The sequence below is a fragment of the Sphingobacterium sp. MAE genome (assembly GCF_056711605.1).
In genome coordinates this window covers 5167070-5185975 of sequence record NZ_CM160044.1, presented here as the reverse complement: position 1 = coordinate 5185975, position 18906 = coordinate 5167070, and the positions used below count along the sequence as shown (strand labels likewise).

16 protein-coding genes are annotated in these 18906 nt (G+C 35.1%); 14 read left to right on the top strand and 2 right to left on the bottom strand.

Annotated elements, in window-relative coordinates; translation table 11 throughout:
• Positions 1-86: 86 nt before the first annotated feature.
• The 6 genes from AC06G9_RS22080 (at position 87) to AC06G9_RS22055 (ending at position 7049) form a co-directional block, all read left to right on the top strand.
• A complete protein-coding gene (locus AC06G9_RS22080; RefSeq protein ID WP_480957253.1) occupies positions 87-1889 on the top strand; it encodes a hypothetical protein in 1803 nt (600 codons plus the stop codon).
• 150 nt (positions 1890-2039) lie between these two features.
• Positions 2040-2693, top strand: coding sequence for a hypothetical protein (locus AC06G9_RS22075; RefSeq protein WP_480957252.1), 654 nt, complete (start codon positions 2040-2042; stop codon positions 2691-2693).
• Positions 2641-3774, top strand: a complete 1134-nt coding sequence (locus AC06G9_RS22070) for a TrkH family potassium uptake protein (protein ID WP_480957251.1) — start codon at positions 2641-2643, stop codon at positions 3772-3774. The genes AC06G9_RS22075 and AC06G9_RS22070 overlap by 53 nt, the downstream gene beginning before the upstream one ends.
• A gap of 10 nt (positions 3775-3784) precedes the next feature.
• Positions 3785-4180, top strand: coding sequence for a potassium channel family protein (locus tag AC06G9_RS22065; RefSeq protein ID WP_480957250.1), 396 nt, complete (start codon positions 3785-3787; stop codon positions 4178-4180).
• On the top strand, positions 4167-4472 hold the full coding sequence (locus AC06G9_RS22060; protein ID WP_480957249.1) for a TrkA C-terminal domain-containing protein: 306 nt from the start codon (positions 4167-4169) through the stop codon (positions 4470-4472). The genes AC06G9_RS22065 and AC06G9_RS22060 overlap by 14 nt, the downstream gene beginning before the upstream one ends.
• Positions 4473-4565: 93 nt before the next feature.
• A complete protein-coding gene (locus tag AC06G9_RS22055; RefSeq protein ID WP_248755169.1) occupies positions 4566-7049 on the top strand; it encodes a YfhO family protein in 2484 nt (827 codons plus the stop codon).
• A 36-nt stretch (positions 7050-7085) separates the two neighbouring features.
• Here the strand turns inward: AC06G9_RS22055 and AC06G9_RS22050 are convergent, their stop codons facing one another.
• On the bottom strand, positions 7086-7682 hold the full coding sequence (locus AC06G9_RS22050; protein WP_248755170.1) for a ribonuclease HII: 597 nt from the start codon (positions 7680-7682) through the stop codon (positions 7086-7088).
• A gap of 472 nt (positions 7683-8154) precedes the next feature.
• Here AC06G9_RS22050 and AC06G9_RS22045 point away from each other — a divergent pair, with 472 nt between their 5' ends.
• From AC06G9_RS22045 to fabD, 4 genes are all read left to right on the top strand, one after another.
• Positions 8155-11019 (top strand): outer membrane beta-barrel protein, encoded by a 2865-nt coding sequence (locus AC06G9_RS22045; protein WP_480957248.1) that lies wholly within the window; start codon positions 8155-8157, stop codon positions 11017-11019.
• 158 nt (positions 11020-11177) lie between these two features.
• Positions 11178-11630 carry a GNAT family N-acetyltransferase gene (locus tag AC06G9_RS22040; protein WP_480957247.1) on the top strand — a complete coding sequence of 151 codons (453 nt, stop codon included), beginning with the start codon at positions 11178-11180 and terminating at the stop codon, positions 11628-11630.
• Between the two features lie 22 nt (positions 11631-11652).
• Entirely contained in the window at positions 11653-12882 is a 1230-nt protein-coding gene (locus AC06G9_RS22035; RefSeq protein WP_045754009.1) for a M16 family metallopeptidase, read from the top strand.
• Between the two features lie 193 nt (positions 12883-13075).
• Positions 13076-13966 (top strand): ACP S-malonyltransferase, encoded by an 891-nt coding sequence (gene fabD / locus AC06G9_RS22030; RefSeq protein WP_480957246.1) that lies wholly within the window; start codon positions 13076-13078, stop codon positions 13964-13966.
• An 81-nt stretch (positions 13967-14047) separates the two neighbouring features.
• On the opposite strand, the gene metK is transcribed toward fabD, so the two are convergent.
• Positions 14048-15301, bottom strand: a complete 1254-nt coding sequence (metK, locus tag AC06G9_RS22025) for a methionine adenosyltransferase (protein ID WP_045754007.1) — start codon at positions 15299-15301, stop codon at positions 14048-14050.
• Positions 15302-15610: 309 nt separating this feature from the next.
• On the opposite strand from metK, the gene AC06G9_RS22020 reads away from it, so the two are divergent.
• From AC06G9_RS22020 to AC06G9_RS22005, 4 genes are all read left to right on the top strand, one after another.
• Positions 15611-16489, top strand: a complete 879-nt coding sequence (locus AC06G9_RS22020; protein ID WP_045754006.1) for a diacylglycerol/lipid kinase family protein — start codon at positions 15611-15613, stop codon at positions 16487-16489.
• An 8-nt stretch (positions 16490-16497) separates the two neighbouring features.
• Positions 16498-16848, top strand: a complete 351-nt coding sequence (locus AC06G9_RS22015; protein WP_045754005.1) for a translation initiation factor — start codon at positions 16498-16500, stop codon at positions 16846-16848.
• Between the two features lie 465 nt (positions 16849-17313).
• Positions 17314-18144 carry a MotA/TolQ/ExbB proton channel family protein gene (locus AC06G9_RS22010; protein WP_094771701.1) on the top strand — a complete coding sequence of 277 codons (831 nt, stop codon included), beginning with the start codon at positions 17314-17316 and terminating at the stop codon, positions 18142-18144.
• Positions 18145-18243: 99 nt separating this feature from the next.
• On the top strand, positions 18244-18903 hold the full coding sequence (locus tag AC06G9_RS22005; RefSeq protein WP_045753764.1) for an ExbD/TolR family protein: 660 nt from the start codon (positions 18244-18246) through the stop codon (positions 18901-18903).
• Positions 18904-18906 lie beyond the last annotated feature (3 nt).

Genomic DNA, 18906 nt, shown 5'->3' with positions numbered 1-18906 from the left:
GAAAATCAAACAAAAGTATCAATAAGTTGTTTTGTTTAAGTTTAAAATAACCAAATAATTTACACTAAGATAAGGAGAGCATTTTAATGAAGACAGTTTGGAAATGGGTTATCGGCATCGTTGTGACGCTGTTAATAATGCTTGGCGGTGTCGTTTGGTATTTTAGTGTACACTGGAAGCCTCTATTGGACCAAAAATTTAAAGAACTTGTGGTCGCTTCAACAGATAGCTTGTATACTGTTGATTATGATGATTTAGATATTAATCTGGCTTTAGGAAATGTTACGGTTAGTAATCTTGTGCTTAGGGCAGATAGTAATGTGTATAGACAATTAGAGAGTGTTAAAAAAGCGCCGGATAATCGCTTTCAAATCGAAGTGAGTAAATTAAAATTTCGAAATTTCTCGATTAAAGATATGCTCATGAATAAGGAGCTTTATCTCAAAAATGTTGTATTGGATACGCCAATTATCCATATGATCAATGAATATCACTCATACAATGATACTGCATCTACCGAAGTCAAAAAACCGTTATATGATAAAATTAAAAATACCTTAAAAAGAATTCAAATATCTGGAATAGCATTGAATGGGGTTAATTTTAAATATTCTCAACTCCAAAAAAATATCTATCAAGATTTTGAATTAAAAAAAGTCAATATAAAGATCCAAGATGTATTGGTAGACTCTACATCAATATTAGATGTGAGTCGATTTTACCACACGAAAATGGTTGATATAGAAGTTCCTGGTTTTACTTATAAAACATCGGATGGCTTTTATAAAATAAACTTTGATAAGTTAAAGATCAATACAAAAGAACGCAATATCTTATTGACAAAGGTCGCCTATCAACCACTTTTGAATAAAGCTGACTTTTATAAAGCAAAAGGAAAGGGGGGGAGTTATATTGTGATGAAGTTTGACACAGTGCGTTTCGAATCTTTCGATTTTAACGATTTGATCCGCAATAAGAAAATATATGCGGCAAAGGCACAATTAAAAAATGGTCGATTGGATATTTACTCGGATAAGCATTATAAATCCACTCCGTTGAATAAAATTGGAAGATCTCCTCATCAGGCTTTATTACATATGAAGACGCATATGGCAATAGATACAGTATTAGTTCAGAATGCTGATATAAGTTATTCAGAGCTGAGTGAAAAATATAATCAAGTCGGGAAGATCACATTTGATAACAGCTATGCAACGATTAGTAATATGACAAATGATGTAGCCAGTTTGATCAAAAATAAATGGATGCGCGTCGATGTGATTACAAAAGTGATGAATAGCGGGAGGTTGCATGTTTTATTTGGATTTGATATGACATCTAAAACAGGTTTTCATACTTATAAAGGCACTGTTGGAGCGATGAAAGCTCCTGCATTTAACCAAATTTTACGCCCGCTACTGAATGTCGAAATTACTTCTGGTAATATCAAAAAAATAGCGTTTGATATGGAAGCAACTGATCACAGAAATTGGGGAAAATTTAACTTTGATTATGATGATCTGAAAGTTGCTATTTTAGAAAAGAAAGAAGATGGTAAACATAAAAAGAAAGGTCTGGTTTCTTTATTGGTTAATGAGCTTCTTGTAAATGGAAGTAATCCCAACCTTTCGGGAGAATATATTATTGGAAAAGTAAATTGGCATAGACACCCTGAGCATACTTTTTTCAAGACTTTGTGGCAAAGTCTATTGGATGGTATCAAACAGTGTGTTGGATTGAGTAAACAAAGAGAAGCAAAATTAATGCGTTCTGCTGATCGAGCACAGCATACTCTTGAAAAGGCAAATACTGTTGTTGGTAAAACAAAGAGCTTTGTCTCAAAGCTTTTCAAAAAAGATAAAGACAGCGAAGATAAAAAAGAGAAATAGAACAAAATCAAATTGATTGCAAATGAGTTTCACGTGAAATATCACTGTAATTTGATCGCTGCTCTTTTTCCTAAGTTATGAGTATGTTTGTGACAGATGGGGTCAATATTGAGTTTTTTAAAGTTCGTCTTTAAATATAAAAACGGCGTTGTGGATCAGATTATGTTGTATGTCAGCATGATCTGTGCTTTTGCTGTTATTTTTAATGTAGGATACGTGCGAGATCCTGAATTAGCAGATCTCCTAGATCGTATCATTCATGTGATGTTCTACGCTTTATTTATCATGACGGGGCTTCGTACAGCGTCGTCTATTTTTGCATTAAAGAAAATTGAAGTAGAACATTATTCGGGTTTAGTCATATTGACTTATTTCACCGTGATTATCATTGCACGATTTGCAAGTATTCCCGCTGTGGATTTATTTGGAAAAGATCAGTGGATTTATTTAGGAATATATCTTGTGTTTATTACAGAATTATCTAAGAGTACTTTATTTTTTGATAATTTCTATTTTAATCCTACGATTTTATTTGTGATCAGTTTTTTCGCATTGATTTTAATAGGTACGGTTTTATTGATGCTGCCTAGGACAACATTGCAAGCTCCTCTAAGTTTTATAGATGCCTTATTTATGGCGACAAGTGCGGTGTGTATTACTGGATTATCGGTAACTGATATTTCGACTAACTTTTCTCTTTTTTGGACAAACTATTATCCTCGTTTTAATACAGATTGGTGGATTGGGCATCATGACGTTCACGGGATTTTTTGGTTATTTTTTTTCTGGTGGATTTTCTTTTAAGAATCAATTGATGTTTGGGGAAATCCTTGGTGAAAATAAAGTGGGTTCCGTTGTCAAAACACTATTAACTATTATTTTTATAACCTTATTATTTGAGCTTCTTGGTGCATTATTAATTTTTAGCACATTAGACGCAACTCTTTTTCCATCTCTAGGAAATCAAGTTTTTTTTGCTATTTTTCATTCTATATCTTCTTTTTGTAATGCTGGATTTTCCATATTAACAAACGGAATAACGAACGATGGCTATAAATACAATTATAATTTCCAGTTGGCTTTATCTGTTTTATTTATACTTGGAGGATTGGGCTTTGGAATTGTATTGAATATATATTCTTATGTTAAGGATTCTACCGTGTATTGGTACCATCGTCTTATTACAAAGAGAAATTATAAGCACAAGGCCTGGAATTTTAGTTTCAATTCTAAGTTAGTTCTACTGTGTAATGCTATTATTATTGTCGTTGCAACGGTATTCTTCTTTTTATTAGAAAAAAATAAAACACTTTCGTTGGAACATGGGCAGGTTGGAGAATGGGTGACTTCATTTTTTATGGCGAATGCTTCTCGTTCTGCGGGATATAATAGTGTTGATTTATCGTTTATATCCATGCCGACAGTTTTACTCATCATTCTGCTGATGTGGGTTGGAGCCTCACCAGGTTCTACAGGTGGAGGTGTGAAAGTAACGACCATAGCTGTATCCATTATGAATATCATAGCCTTAGCTAGAGGAAAGGAGCATATTGAGCTTTTTAAAAGGCGTATAGCGAGTGAATCGGTTCATAAGGCCTTTGCCATTATTTTATTATCCTTATTTACAATAGGTATTAGTTTTATGCTCTTGGTGTTTTCGGATCCGGATAAGAGTTTTAAAGCATTATTGTTTGAATCGGTATCAGCGTATACGACTTGCGGACTTAGTTTGGGAATTACGCCATCTTTAAGTGTTGCAGGGAAATTTATTGTGATGGTGACCATGTTTGTTGGTCGGGTGGGCACTTTGACTTTATTAGTTGCTTTTATTAAGAATATAACACGGAGGAATTATACTTTTCCTGAGGAAAAGATACTCTATTAATCAGATTGATATGAAATATATTGTTTTGGGACTTGGGCATTTCGGCCGATCACTTGCTGTACATTTGACCGAATTGGGACATGAAGTGATTGGAGCGGATAAGAGTCTAATTATAGTGGAACAATTGAAGGATAAAGTGACACATACTGTTTGTTTAGATACAACGGACCGAGAAGCTGTTTCTTCTTTACCATTAAAAGATTGTCATGCGGTTATTGTTGCAATAGGTGAGGATGAAGGTGCATCTTTATTGACTGTGGCTTTAATGAAGCAATTAAAAGTAAAGCGGATTATTGGACGAATTGTATCTGATCTGCAGAAAACGGTACTTGAGGCTATGGAAATCGGCGAGTATATCATGCCAGAAGAAGAGGCTGCAGAAAAGACTGGCTATGCGTTTGGATAATATTGATATCGTGGATTCGTTTAAGGTATCGGATAAATATAGTATTATTGAAACTAAGGTTCCAGCAAGATATATTGGTATGACCCTTCGCGAAGCTAATCTTACTAATCTATTTAAGGTTATCGTTATGACAACGCTAAAGATAACGGAGACCAAAGATCATATCAAAAAGAAGGAGGTGAAAGAGGCATCTGGAATAGCAACTTCAGAAACTTTGCTGGAAGAAGGCGATATATTGGTTCTTTTTGGCGAATTGTCCAATATTAATAAGCTTATTCAAAAAGGTGAATAGATTAAATAAGTAGTGGGTTTGGAAAATAATATAAATTGTAAAATCAAATGTATATTTTTGGTTTTCGTAAGTTTTAATAACCTAATAATATAGATGAAAAATTGGTTTAAAGAAAATTCAGCACATCTGATCGTTATAGCGATTTTTGTAGCGCTTGTATTCTTTTATTTTACTCCAGTGTGGCAGGGTCAGACCTTGGCACAAAGTGATGTCGTGCAAGCTCAAGGTGCACAGAAAGAAATGTTCGACTATAAAGCACAGGATGGCAAAGCACCTTTGTGGACAAATTCGATGTTTGGAGGTATGCCGACCTATCAGATTTGGTCAGCAAGTGAAAATAATATAGGAACTTATATTCTAGCGGCTGTTAAAACCGTTTTTCCACAACCCATTGATATCGTTTTATTTTATTTATTGGGCGGTTATTTTCTATTGAGTGTCTTACGTGTTCGCCCTTGGCTGGCAGCATTGGGTGCTATTGCTATTGCGTTTACTTCTTATAATTTTATTTATATCGAAGCGGGACACGTCACTAAAGCTTATGCTATCGCCTTTATTCCTCCCGTTATTGGAGCTGTGATCATGTGTTTTAGAGGAAGCCGATTATGGGGACCTGTGTTATTAGCCTTATTTATGGCTCTTGAAATTCGTGTCAACCACTTACAAATGACCTATTATATGCTTATTGCATTGATGGTGTATGTCATCTTTGCATTGGTATATGCGATTCGTGATAAAAAAGTCAAAGAATTTTTTATAGCTTCAGGTTTACAATTGGCTGCAGTGATTGTTGCGGTTATGGTGAATGCTTCTATTTTAATTCCAACCTATGAATATAGTAAATTAAGTACGCGTGGTCATGCCAATATAACTAAGGTAGATGCTTCGAAAGAAAAGGGGTTGGATAAACAATATGCTTACGAATGGAGCCAAGGTGTTGGAGAGACATTGACATTTTTAATTCCGAATGCCTATGGAGGCGGATCAAGTGGCGTCTTGGATGAAAAATCAAATGTCGCTAAATTTTTGATGTCTACTTTTGGGGCACAGGGAATGACCAACGTTCAGGCTGCGGAGATTGCTAGTCGAATGCCTGTCTATTGGGGGGATAAACCGTTTACATCTGGACCATGGTATTTTGGTGCTGGGGTATTGTTTTTATTTATCTTGGGTCTAGTGATTGTCAATAATAGATTAAAGTGGTGGATCTTGACAACAACAGTATTGATTTTATTGCTGTCTTTTGGAAAGAACTTTACTTTAGTTTCAGACTTATTCTTTGACTACTTCCCGATGTACAATAAGTTCAGGGCAGTGGAATCGATTCTGGTTATTGCAGCAATCTTGATTCCGCTAATGGCTGTATTAACATTGAATGAGCTGATCACAAAGGCAGATAAAATTGAAAAATTGGATAAAAAAGTATTATATACTTTTATCGGTGTTGGCGTGATTTGTTTACTTGTCGCGTTTGTTCCTGATTTATTTTTAAGCTTTAAAAATAAAGATCATGCGCAATTGATCGAGAGTTTGACTCAGCAAGTTGGTGATCAAAATGCTGCTAATCAATGGGCAAATAGCTTGATCAAAGATCGTTCTGCAGTAGCAAGTGCCGATGCATACCGTTCTTTTGCTATAGTTCTGATTACTTTTTTAGCGATTTGGTTTTATATTAAGAAAAAGCTTTCCGCAAATGTATTAATCATTGGACTAGCTGTTATTTTTCTTTTTGATCTATGGAGCGTTGATAAGCGTTTTTTAAACGATAAATCTTTTATGGAGAAACGTTTGGTTACAAGCCAAGCATTTCAGGAACGAGAAGTAGATCAATTGATCCGTATGGATAAAGATTTGAGTTATAGGGTGATTGATCTAACTACCAATCCATTTTCAGATGCGCGTGCGTCTTATTATCATAAATCTTTGGGAGGTTATCATGCGGCAAAATTGATGCGTTTTCAGGAGATTTTGGAAAATCAATTTAATGGAGCAGTCAATGAAGACGTATTGGATATGTTTAATGTTCGTTACGTCATTACTGGTGATGAGCAAAAGGGCCAGCGTATTCAACGCAGAAGCTCTGCTGCTGGTAATGCATGGTTTGTCGATCAGGTAACTTTCGTTAAGGACAATGCTCAGGAAATGCAAGCAATCAGCAGCTTCAATCCTTCCAAAGAAGCTTTCGTTAGCGAAGAGTTTAAAGATAAATTCAATGGTCAACGTCTGGGTGTGCCTGTAAATGCATCGATCAAATTGACATCGTATCATCCTGATAAAATGGTGTATGAGTATTCTACTCCTACTGAAGCATTTGCTGTATTCTCCGAAGTATATTATGAGAAAGGCTGGAAAGCTTTCGTTGATGGTAAAGAAGTTCCAATCATCCGTGCCGATTATATTTTGAGAGCTTTACAATTACCAGGTGGAAATCATAAAGTAGAATTTATATTTGATCCTGAATCTCATAAGCTTGGAGGTATGTTAACTTTAATTGCGTCAATAATCTTAGGCTTAGGTTTAGTTGCTGCAGTTTATTATTCTGTAAAAAACGATAAAACGAAAAAAGCAACAACCTAATAGGTTATTGCTTTCGATATATTTTGTGTCAAACCTTTAGAATAGCTTGAGCTGCGGATCAGTTATTCTAAAGGTTTTTCTATGATGCGGTGTTATTCCTCTTAGTAGTACTGCGCTTCTGTGTTTGACTGTAGGATAGCCCTTATTATTTAACCAATCATATTCTGGATAATCCTTTGCAATATAATCCATATAATCATCACGATAGGTTTTGGCTAGGATGGATGCCGCTGCAATAGATAAATACTTGCCGTCTCCTTTGACAATACAATTATGTGGGACTTGCTGATAAGGGATAAACTTATTACCGTCAACTAAGATATACTCGGCTTTTAATTTTAATTGATCCAATGCGCGATGCATAGCGACATAGGATGCATTGTGAATATTGATCCGATCAATTTCTTCAGCAGATACACTTGCTACTGCATATGCAATTGCTTCTTGTTCAATAATACTGCGCAATTGCATTCTTTTTTTTGCACTCAGCTGCTTGGAATCATTTAAGAGCTCATGATGATAATCTTTGGGGAAAATCACTGCGGCAGCAAAGACGGGTCCTGCTAGACAGCCTCTCCCTGCTTCATCACAACCCGCTTCTATAAGTTCATCTTGAAAGTACGATAATAGCATCTTTTGTATTTTTTAAGAGACAAAAATACAATATATTATCAAATAGCCCTAGTCCGGTATCCTATATTTTGGCCTATGATTTTGTTGCTTGAAAATTATTATAGTTCGATTTTGTGAGGGTAATGTGAAAAATAAGGGTGTGTTTTACCCCATAAATATTGCCCTCATTGATTAGGATCTATTCTGCCTCTCCCTATTATTTAATGGCAATTGTTATGATCTGTATCGCAGAGGCTTTATTGTAACTATTGTGTTAAAATTCGGGATTTACATTTATTAACAATACTATTCTCGTCATTTGTATAATTATTTTAATGCATATTTCCTTGCAGCAATTTGTAGATAGATTGTTTCGAGAGAAAAGCTCGTTTTAAAAGTTAAGTGGAAAAGAAGAAATAAAAATCTTTTATGAAAGGAAGTTTAAAAACGTGTTTTATGATTTAAATAATTGGCTTTTGCTGTTAAAGTATATATGATGATCACAAAAAAGAAGAATATGATGAGGGTTACTTTCCTATTATTTTGGAGTATGCTATTGAGCTGGGGAGTTCAAGCGCAAACGAAGACTGTGCAGGGTATGTTGAAAGATGACAAGATCCGTGTTGTCGCTGGAGCGTCAGTAAAGTTGATTTCCGATCAGGATTCGCTAGTTACAAGTTCTTCGATCGCTGGAATATTTATTTTTAATAATGTAAAAGCAGATAAGTTTAAAATATCGGTTTCAAATTTGGGGTTTCAAAGGTTTGAACAAGAGTTTACCTTTCCTTTGGGAGAAACTAAATATATCATTCCAAGTTTCACTTTACAACAGTCGTCAGAGTTGTTGCAAGAGGTTGTTATTGATGGTGTCCCTACTGTTGTTGTCAAAGGGGATACTTTAGAGTATACCATGAAAGACTTAAAGTTGCGTGATGGTTCTGTTGCTGAAGATGCTTTAAAGAAATTGCAAGGAGTCGACGTGGATAAAGATGGCAATGTGACTGCGCAAGGTGAGTCTGTAAAGCGCGTTCGTATTAATGGGAAAGATTTTTTTGGTGGAGATGTGAAGACGGCTACTCAAAACTTGCCTGCCAATATCATCGAAAAAATGCAAATTGTCGATGATTACGGTGATATGGCGAATATAACAGGTAATAAAAATGGTGATTCGGAGAAAGTGTTGAATATTCAAATTGATCCGAAATATAATAAAGGTCAAATGGCCACTTTACGTGCTGGATATGGTACGGAAGATCGTTATCAAGCTACCGGTATGTGGATGGGCATGAGGGAAGGAGAGCAGATTTCCGTCTTAGGTAATCTAAATAACACGAACGCGCCATTATTTGATTTTAGCACCACTGGTGGTGGCGCTCGTCGTCAGCAAGGTGGCGGAGGACGTCGTGGAGGAGGTATGTTTGGTGGATCTGATGGTCTTACAAAATTGGGATCAATTGGACTGAATGCGAGAAAAGACTTTTCTGATAAATTGACTGTATATGGTAGCTATAGTTATAGTCATAGTAATAATGTCACTTTGTCTGAACAATTCCAAGAAAATACCTTGAGAGGAATAATTCAAGATGATAGTATAAAATCAAATGCAAATACGATTGGCGGGAGTCATCGTTTTGAAGCAAATCTAGAATGGAAACCTTCAGCTAAGGATTACATCAAGATCTCTCCTCAATTTGGATTTGACGAGGGGGATGCAAGCTCGTTGACAAATTCTATTACTTTTAGAAATGGAGAGTTTAATAATTCACAAGATCAAAATATTTTCACACAATCAACTGCTCCTCGATATGGTATTAGCGGCTTGTATAATAGGAAGCTAAGTGATCGTGGTCGAAATATCTTCTTGAATATGAATTATAATAATGCTAAAACTGATAAAGATCAGAATGCCATATTACAACGTTTGTTAGAAGATCCAAATAATGCCAATGCTTCTTTAAATTCGATTTATGAGAAAACAATTCAAGAAGCAAGTAATAAAAGTTGGAATGCTGGTGGCTCGTTGAATTATACAGAACCTTTATCTGAGAAAGGAAGATTAGAATTTACATATGATTTCAATAAGAATAAATACGATAATTCAAATCTGCAACAGGGATTTGATCGTGATGAAAATCCAATTGCTAATGATCCGAAGTTAAACTTTGATTATAATTATGATTATTCTTTCACTACGCATAAAGTCGGAGCTAATTACTTGTATAATGGTGACAAGGTAACTTATTCCATTGGTGCTGCTGCGCAACCTTCCCAATTGCGTGGTAATGCATTGAGTTCCGATCTATTGGTACCTATTCATCGTAATAATTTAAACTGGATGCCTATTGCACGATTTGAATACAAATTTTCACGCCAATCAAATATTTCCTTAAATTATAGCGGTTCAACAACAGAACCATCTGTTACGCAAATATTACCCTTTGATATGAGTACTAATCGCACGAGCATTGTGATGGGAAATGCAGACCTAAGTCCAGAATTTAATCATCAATTGAATATTAGGTTTCGCAAAAATGATTTTCAGAAGGGAAATAACTTCTTTGCTTTTTTAAATGCAAATTTGGCCAATAATAAAATTGTGAGCCTTAATAAGTCATATTTAGGTCGTTTACAAAATAATAATACTGGCGGGGTTGATACGACTTTAATTTCAGAAACACGTTATTTAAACGAATCAGATGATCATCCTTTTGGCATCAGTTCTTTTTATCATTACGGCAAATCGTTGAAAGAAAAGACTTACAATATCATGCTGATGGGGGGTGTTTCTTACAACAAAAGAATAGGCTATTCTTCAACAGATAGTTTGGACAATATTGGATTGAAAAATATATCTAACAATATTGTGTTTAATCAGGGTTTAATGTTCAGATATAATCCTTCCGAAAATTTTGAACTCAATCCGGGCGTTAGATATCAGTATAACCATACTAAAAACTCTTTAACAAATAGAACGACAAATATTTCATCTTGGACACCTACTTTAATCGGATCTGTTAATATCACGCCTACCACCATCTTTGGAGCCGATCTATCGAAACAGTTTAATCAGGGCTATGGTGATGGGATTAATTCCAATCCGTTTATTATCAATACTTATGTGGAACAAAAGTTTTTAAAAGGGCAACGTGGAACGATACGTTTACAAGCATTTGATCTGTTAAATGAGCAGACTAATATTTCTAGAACTGTAAGTGAGTCGATGGTTATCGATAGTCGTACCAATCGTTTGGGAAGGTATTTTATGTTGTTATTTACCTATAAATTTCAAAAATTTGCGTTGGGTTCCCCAACAGGAGATGGCGGAGGCCCTGGTGGAATGCGTCTGCCTCGCATGTAATCTTACCACCTATCTACCGAAAAATAAGTGGATTAAATGGTTCTGATAGCAATATCAGGACCATTTTTTTTATGCTATATCCCATCCACGTCATTTTTCCAATGTTATAGAATAGGGCTGTTTTTATTTAGTTATTTTTGCCTGTAAACAAATGCACTATGCTCACATTTGAAAAATTAACATTTGAAAATATCGATACCATTGTTTCCATGATGAAAGATTTCTATGCCATTGATGGATATGATATGGATCCTGCTGTAAGTCGAGAAAATTTTAAAACTTTTCTTGATGATCAAAACTTGGGTCAGTCTTGGCTAATTAAAGAAAATGATTTAGTGCTTGGTTATATTATTGTTGTTTATTTCTTTAGCTTTGAATTTAAGGGAAGGGTAGCTTTGTTGGACGAGTTATTTCTCAATGCTGATGCTAGAGGTAAAGGCGTAGGGAGAAAAGCTGTTGAGTTTGTCAAGGATTATGTTCAAGAGCAAGGATGTAAACTGGTATTATTAGAGGTTGAGTCTCATAATTTACCTGCGCAAAAACTGTATGAAAGTCAAGGGTTTGATTTTCACCCCAGAAATATAATGCGATACAGCATTAAGAATAATTAAAATAGAATCTCCAAATTAATATATGGAATACGAAATAATACGCTTATCCAATGGTATTCGTGTGGTTTTTCAACCACAAAATTTACCGATTACACATGCCTGCATGTTGATCAATGCTGGCTCGAGAGATGAAAAAGAAGGTAAATTTGGTGTTGCACATTTTATTGAGCACCTCCTTTTTAAAAGAACTGAACGTAGAAGCACGAACCAAATTTTGAATCACTTGGAAGCTGTTGGTGGAGATCTGAATGCCTATACAACTAAAGAATATACCTGTGTGCACGCTTCTTTTTTGACACCCTATTTGGATAGAGCATTGGACTTGTTTGAAGATATATTTTTTCATTCGACTTTTCCAGAGGAGGAATTAGAGAAAGAGAAGTCAGTTATTGTAGATGAAATGGCTTCTTACTTGGATAGTCCTGAAGAATCGATCGTAGATGATTTTGAGGATCTTTTATTTGAGAAATCGGGTTTGGGACACAATATACTAGGACTTGAAGAGCAATTGTTAGCCCTTACAAAAAATGATATTCATGATTTTATTCAATCCAATTACGACACAAACGAAATCGTAATCTCGATTACGGGAGATTATACGCTAAAGCAGGTGGAGCGATTGGCTAATAAAATATTTGCGCCCGTTGCTGAAAATAAAATTCAAAGAGAACGAAATGACGTGGTTCCTGTATTAGTCAGTCATGTGGAGTCTCCAAAACCAATCAATCAGGTACATTATATGTTGGGGGCTCATGCTTATAGTTTCCGTGATGATCGTAAGACAGGCTTATTACTGCTTAATAATATGTTAGGGGGAATGGGAATGAGTTCGATATTGAATCTTTCTATTCGTGAAAAACATGGTATCGCCTATACTATTGAATCGAACTATACGATGTTTTCTGACTCAGGCCTATTTAGTATATATCTTGGAACGGATGAAGAGAAAATAGAAAAGGCTAAAAAATTAGTTTTTAAAGAACTCAATAAATTATGCGACAGAGAGATGACATCTGGACAGCTCCAAAAAGCCAAACGTAAATTTATCGGTCAAATCGCACTATCTGAAGAAAATAGAATGAGTATGATTATTGCGGCCGCAAAAAATGTGATGGATTATAATCGTATCATAGAATTGGATGTTATCATTGAAAAGATAAAAACAATCACAGCTGTAGAATTACTGGAAATATCGAGAGATATTTTGGATCCTACGAATATGACATCGCTAAGTTTTGTACCTGAAGATTAGTTTTTCATGTATTATGATGTTGCTTTTTTAAGAATTTAAAGATAAAAGATGATTTGTTATTGCTTGTAAATCATTTGTTTAAATATTTTTAAATGGCCGGGTGGTTTTTATTGTATTTGATATTCAATTCAATTTCATTGTATATAAAATACAATTTCTCTAAGTTTGTTTATTAGAATAGATAATTTTAAATATGAAAACAGCATATGTATTTCCTGGTCAAGGAGCTCAATTCGTAGGAATGGGTCAAGACTTGTATAACTTAAATGATGAAACGAAAGCTTTATTTGAAAAAGCAAATGATATCTTGGGGTTTCGCATTACAGATATCATGTTTACAGGAACTGATGATCAATTAAAACAAACAAATGTAACTCAGCCCGCTATTTTTTTGCATTCTGTCATTTTAGCTAAAGCTTTAGGAGACCAATTTAAACCCGATATGGTGGCAGGTCATTCTTTAGGAGAGTTCTCTGCATTAGTATCTGCAGGTGCACTGTCTTTTGAAGATGGCTTGAAATTAGTTTCTCAGCGCGCAAATGCGATGCAACGGGCATGTGAACTTGAACCTTCCACTATGGCTGCGATTTTAGGTCTTGAAGATGCTTTTGTGGAAGAGATTTGTTCAAAAGTAGATGATGTGGTTGTGGCCGCAAATTATAATTGTCCGGGTCAATTGGTGATTTCTGGATCAATTTCTGGAGTGGATAAGGCTTGTGCTTTATTGACAGAAGCTGGTGCGAAGCGCGCATTGAAATTAAACGTTGGTGGTGCCTTTCACTCGCCATTGATGGAGCCGGCTAAGGTTGAGCTGCAGGCGGCTATTGAAGCTGTTGAGATAAAAACACCTATTTGTCCAATTTATCAAAATGTAGATGCAAGCTCTTATACAGATGCTGAAACAATTAAGAAGAACCTGATTGCACAATTGACAGGGGCTGTGCGTTGGACGCAAACTGTTCAAAATATGCTCCATGATGGTGCAGAGGCTTTTGTAGAAGTTGGTCCTGGTAATGTATTGCAAGGATTAGTGAAAAAGGTAAATCGTCAAGTTCAAACATCAGCAGCTAGCATTGCCGAATAATATACTTAATAAGGTATCGGTTTAACTATCATAAAAAAAGGAAGTCATTTTGACTTCCTTTTTTTATGATATATTTTTTAATTATAGACCAAATGACGTCTTTACTTGATCAACATAATCTAATTTTTCCCAAGTAAATAGCTCTACTTCGACTACTTTTTTATCTCCATTTGAGTTTTCAAATTCTTTGGTAACCTTTTTAGGAGTTCTACCCATGTGACCGTAGGCAGCTGTCTCAGAGTATATCGGATTTCTTAAACCTAACCGAGTTTCAATTCCGTAAGGAGTCATGTCAAAGATCTCGGTTATTTTTGATGCAATTTGACTATCATTTAAATTCACTTTGGCTGTACCATAGGTATTTACGTAAATACCCATAGGGTCTTTTACGCCAATAGCATATGAAATTTGAACTAATATCTCATCTGCAATGCCTGCTGCAACTAAATTTTTGGCAATATGACGAGTTGCATATGCTGCCGAGCGATCAACTTTAGAAGGATCTTTACCAGAGAAAGCTCCGCCCCCATGTGCGCCTTTACCTCCATAAGTATCTACAATAATTTTACGACCAGTTAAACCTGTATCTCCATGGGGACCACCAATGACAAATTTTCCTGTTGGATTAATGTGAAATTTGATTTCATCATTAAATAAACTCTGCAACTCCGGTTTTAATTGAGCTTTGACTCTTGGTATTAAAATATTCTTAATGTCAGCAGTAATTTGGTCACGCATTTCTTCTTCTGTCGAAAAGTCATCGTGTTGTGTTGAGATTACGATGGTATCAATACGAGCAGGTTTGTGATCTTCTGTATATTCTAAGGTTACTTGTGACTTGGCATCTGGACGTAGATAGGTGATTTCTTTATTTTCACGACGCAGTACGGCTAATTCATACAGTAATCGATGCGATAGATCCAAAGCGAGAGGCATATAGTTGTCTGTTTCATTGCTAGCGTATCCAAACATAATTCCTTGGTCACCAGCTCCTTGATCTTGCTTTGCTTTACGATCTACACCCTGATTAATATCGGCAGACTGTTCATGGATTGCTGATAGTACGCCACAAGAATTTGCTTCAAACATATATTCAGATTTCGTATAACCAATACGTTCGATTACTGAACGGGTTATCTTTTGAACGTCTAAATATATTTTTGATTTCACTTCCCCAGCAAGAACAACTTGTCCAGTTGTTACTAAAGTTTCGATTGCAACGCGTGCATCTTCGTCCCAAGCTAAAAAATTGTCGATCAGCGCATCTGAAATTTGATCAGCAATTTTGTCTGGATGTCCTTCTGAAACAGATTCGGACGTAAATAAGTAAGCCATATTACCTTTTTTATTTATATAATAAGGATTTGCGTTGGAGAGGTTTTCAATAGAAAAGTACTAAATAGCCTTGCTATATGATGGTTTTAGCACTTTTTTACTGTGGTTGCAATCTCCTGTTATATTCTCATTAAGAATAAACTACGCAAATCAATCCACATTTTTTTATTGTCGACACAAAACTACAATACTTTCTGTTAAGATTAAAGATTTCTTGTATAATAGTTTTAAATTGATGGATCAAATGGATCTTAATTAAGAATTTTGACATTGTTTTAAGAAATTAGCGAATAACTGTATATTTGATTTATGGGAGAACGTAAACAGATACTGTTTGTTATCAATCCGATTTCGGGAGGTAAGCATAAGACATCATTTAAGAAGCAGGTGTTAGATGTGCTTGATTTACAAAAGTTTGATCCTACATTTCAAGAGACTTCTTATGCAAATCATGCGTATGAAATCGGTTTGCGTGCTATTGAAGAACAGTATGATGCGGTGATCGCAGTAGGGGGAGATGGAACCATTAACGAATTGGGTTCTGCGCTAGCGGAGAGTGGTATCCCGTTGGGTATTGTGCCGGAGGGTTCGGGCAATGGTCTTGCATTATATTTGGGTATACCGTTAAATGAAACTGCTGCAATTCGTCGTATTAATAGATTTGAATTTGTCGAAGTGGATTGTGGTACCATTAACGATAGAAAATTCTTTAATATCGCTGGATTAGGTTTTGATGCATCCGTCAGTGAAAATTTTGCTAATGAGAATATTCGAGGACCTTTGGGCTATTTAAAATCAGCGATCAATGTACTAAGTAAATACAAGCCATGTGAATATCGATTGAGCATTGATGGTAAGGAATATGAGCGTAAAGCTTTTATGATTTCTGTTGCTAATTCACCTCAATATGGTAATAATGCCTACATCGCACCGCAGGCATCAGTTAATGATGGGATATTAGATGTGTGTATTGTCCATCAATTTCCAATGTATATTTTACCAAAAATGTTGTTTCACTTATTCAATAAATCGGCTGACCAGTCAGATTATGTAGAAATAATACCAGGTAAAAATATTATGATCGAGACGGCAGATAAATCTGTCGTACATATTGATGGTGAGCCAGTTGACTTGGGTAATTGCCTGAATATCGGTATTATTTCGAAGGCTTTAAAAGTTATTTGTTAAATAAAGTTATGAGTAAAAATAAGAAACAACAGTATGAAGGCGTTGTATATTCAACAGACAACAGTTTTGAATATCAATTTTCTGAATTATTAGAAGATCTAGAAACACTTCCTAATCAGCAACAACAGCTTAAAGTTCAATTGGATCGTAAAATGCGAAAAGGTAAGGTCGTGACTTTGGTTAGTGGATTTAGAGGTAAGCAAGAAGATCTGGAGATGTTGGCGAAATTTTTAAAACAGAAGTGCGGAGTTGGTGGTAGTGCCAAAGATGCTCAAATCGTGATTCAAGGAGATTTTAAACAGAAAATTTCAGAGTTGTTACTTTCAGAAGGATACAAAGTGAAATTGGTAGGTGGGTAATATGGTATTATTTAGATCTAAAAAGAATGCACTTAAGCGGCTATATTCCTTGTAACCATCTGTAAATTAATTATTAATAATCGTTTTAGCATTGTTTAAAGAGGGTTGATAGGTTAGAAGGTGGTGAGTGAGCGGTTACTTGAATTTGAAATTAAATCGTTTGTTTTCTTGCATATCAAAAAAAAAATGATTTTCATTGTAAAAAATTTATTGCTTTCTCCTGATAAACGATGCGAAGCACATAAATTCTAGTCGGAACCGCTGAGGTGATAACTGAATATTAAGAAATTGTAAAGGGAAATTAAAGTCTCTTTTATATTTCTAATTTATTTCGCTTTAAGATTTTAAATATGGCATAAAAGACTATATTTGCTTGACAAATTTTAAAACGAATACTTAGAAAAGCATATAATTAAAAAAAACATATTATATTTAACAACAGTAAAAAACTAAAAAATTAGAAAAATGGCAAACGCACCTAAAACAAGTCCTGCTGCAAAACAAGAGAGCAATAATTCAGGTTCTTTCTTTGCACAAGCTGCAATTATCATTTGTTTCATTCTCGGTTACCTTTTATGGAAATTTGTGATGGGTAGTCCTTCAAACTTTATTGATAATAATCCAGAAAACCAACCTTTACCAGGTAACTATTTAGGAATGGTTTATCACGCAGGTGCTGTAGTACCAGTTTTATTAGGTTTATTCTTTATGGTATGGGTATTCTCTATCGAGCGTTTCATCGTAATTGGAAAAGCTTCTGGAACAGGGAATGTTGGTAATTTCGTAAGAAAAGTACAAGTATTAATTAACGGTGGCAATTTAGATTCAGCTATTGCTGAGTGTGACAAACAAAAAGGTTCTGTTGCAAACGTAATCAAAGCTGGTTTAGTAAAATACAAAGCAGTTTCAGCTGATACTGCAGTAGATACAGAAAAAGCTACAATTGCAATTCAAAAAGAAATCGAAGAAACTACAGCATTAGAAATGCCAATGTTAGAGAAAAACTTAAACGTAATCGCTACATTAGTTTCTATCGGTACATTAACAGGTTTATTAGGTACAGTAACAGGTATGATCAAGGCCTTCAGTGCGTTAGCAACTGGTGGTACTCCTGACTCTGCTAAATTAGCAAATGGTATCTCTGAGGCCTTAATCAATACAGCAACAGGTATCGGTACTTCTACAATTGCGATTGTAATGTACAATATCTTGACTGCAAAAATTGATAAATTAACTTATTCAATCGACGAAGCTGGATTCTCTATCGTACAAACGTACGCTGCGAACCACAAATAGTAAAATATATGATTTTTGAAATTTTATTTTATGGAATATGAATTTCAAATGCATCATATAGTAAGAGATTGAATAATTAATTTATAAAGAAGTTTAAAAATGGGTAAAGCAAAAGTAAAAAGAGCCAGTACCTCCATTGATATGACCGCGATGTGTGACGTATCATTCTTGCTTCTTTCATTCTTCGTAATGACATCAACGGCAAAACAACCGGAAGCATTTCCGGTAGATACGCCAGCATCTACGACGAAAGATAAATTACCAGACTCTAATGTTGGTATCATTACCATTGGAGATAAAGGTAAAGTATTCTTTGGCGCTACAGATCGTGATGTTAGGGTTAAAACTTTAGAGAAAATGTCTTCCAGATATGGTGTTCAGTTTTCTCAACAAGATTACGACCAATTTGCGTTGATGGAAAATGTTGGCGCTCCAATGAAAGCTATTAAGCAAGTATTGGGAATGGAACCAAGCAAGCGTCTTGAAAAAGGGGTTCAAAATGGTATACCAGTTGATAGTACAGAAACATTATCAAATGAATTATACCAGTGGGTACAAACGGCACGTTTAGCTGCAGCAGAATTGAATAAGGAAAAGGAAAGTAACAAAGATTTTGTTGATCCAGGACCGTTAAAAATTGCTATTAAAGCTGATGGTGCAGAAAAGTATCCTTCAATTAATGCGGTAATCGAAACATTACGTAATCAAAAGCAAAATAAATTCAGTTTTATTACTGGTTTACGTGCTGAAGATAAATAGTGT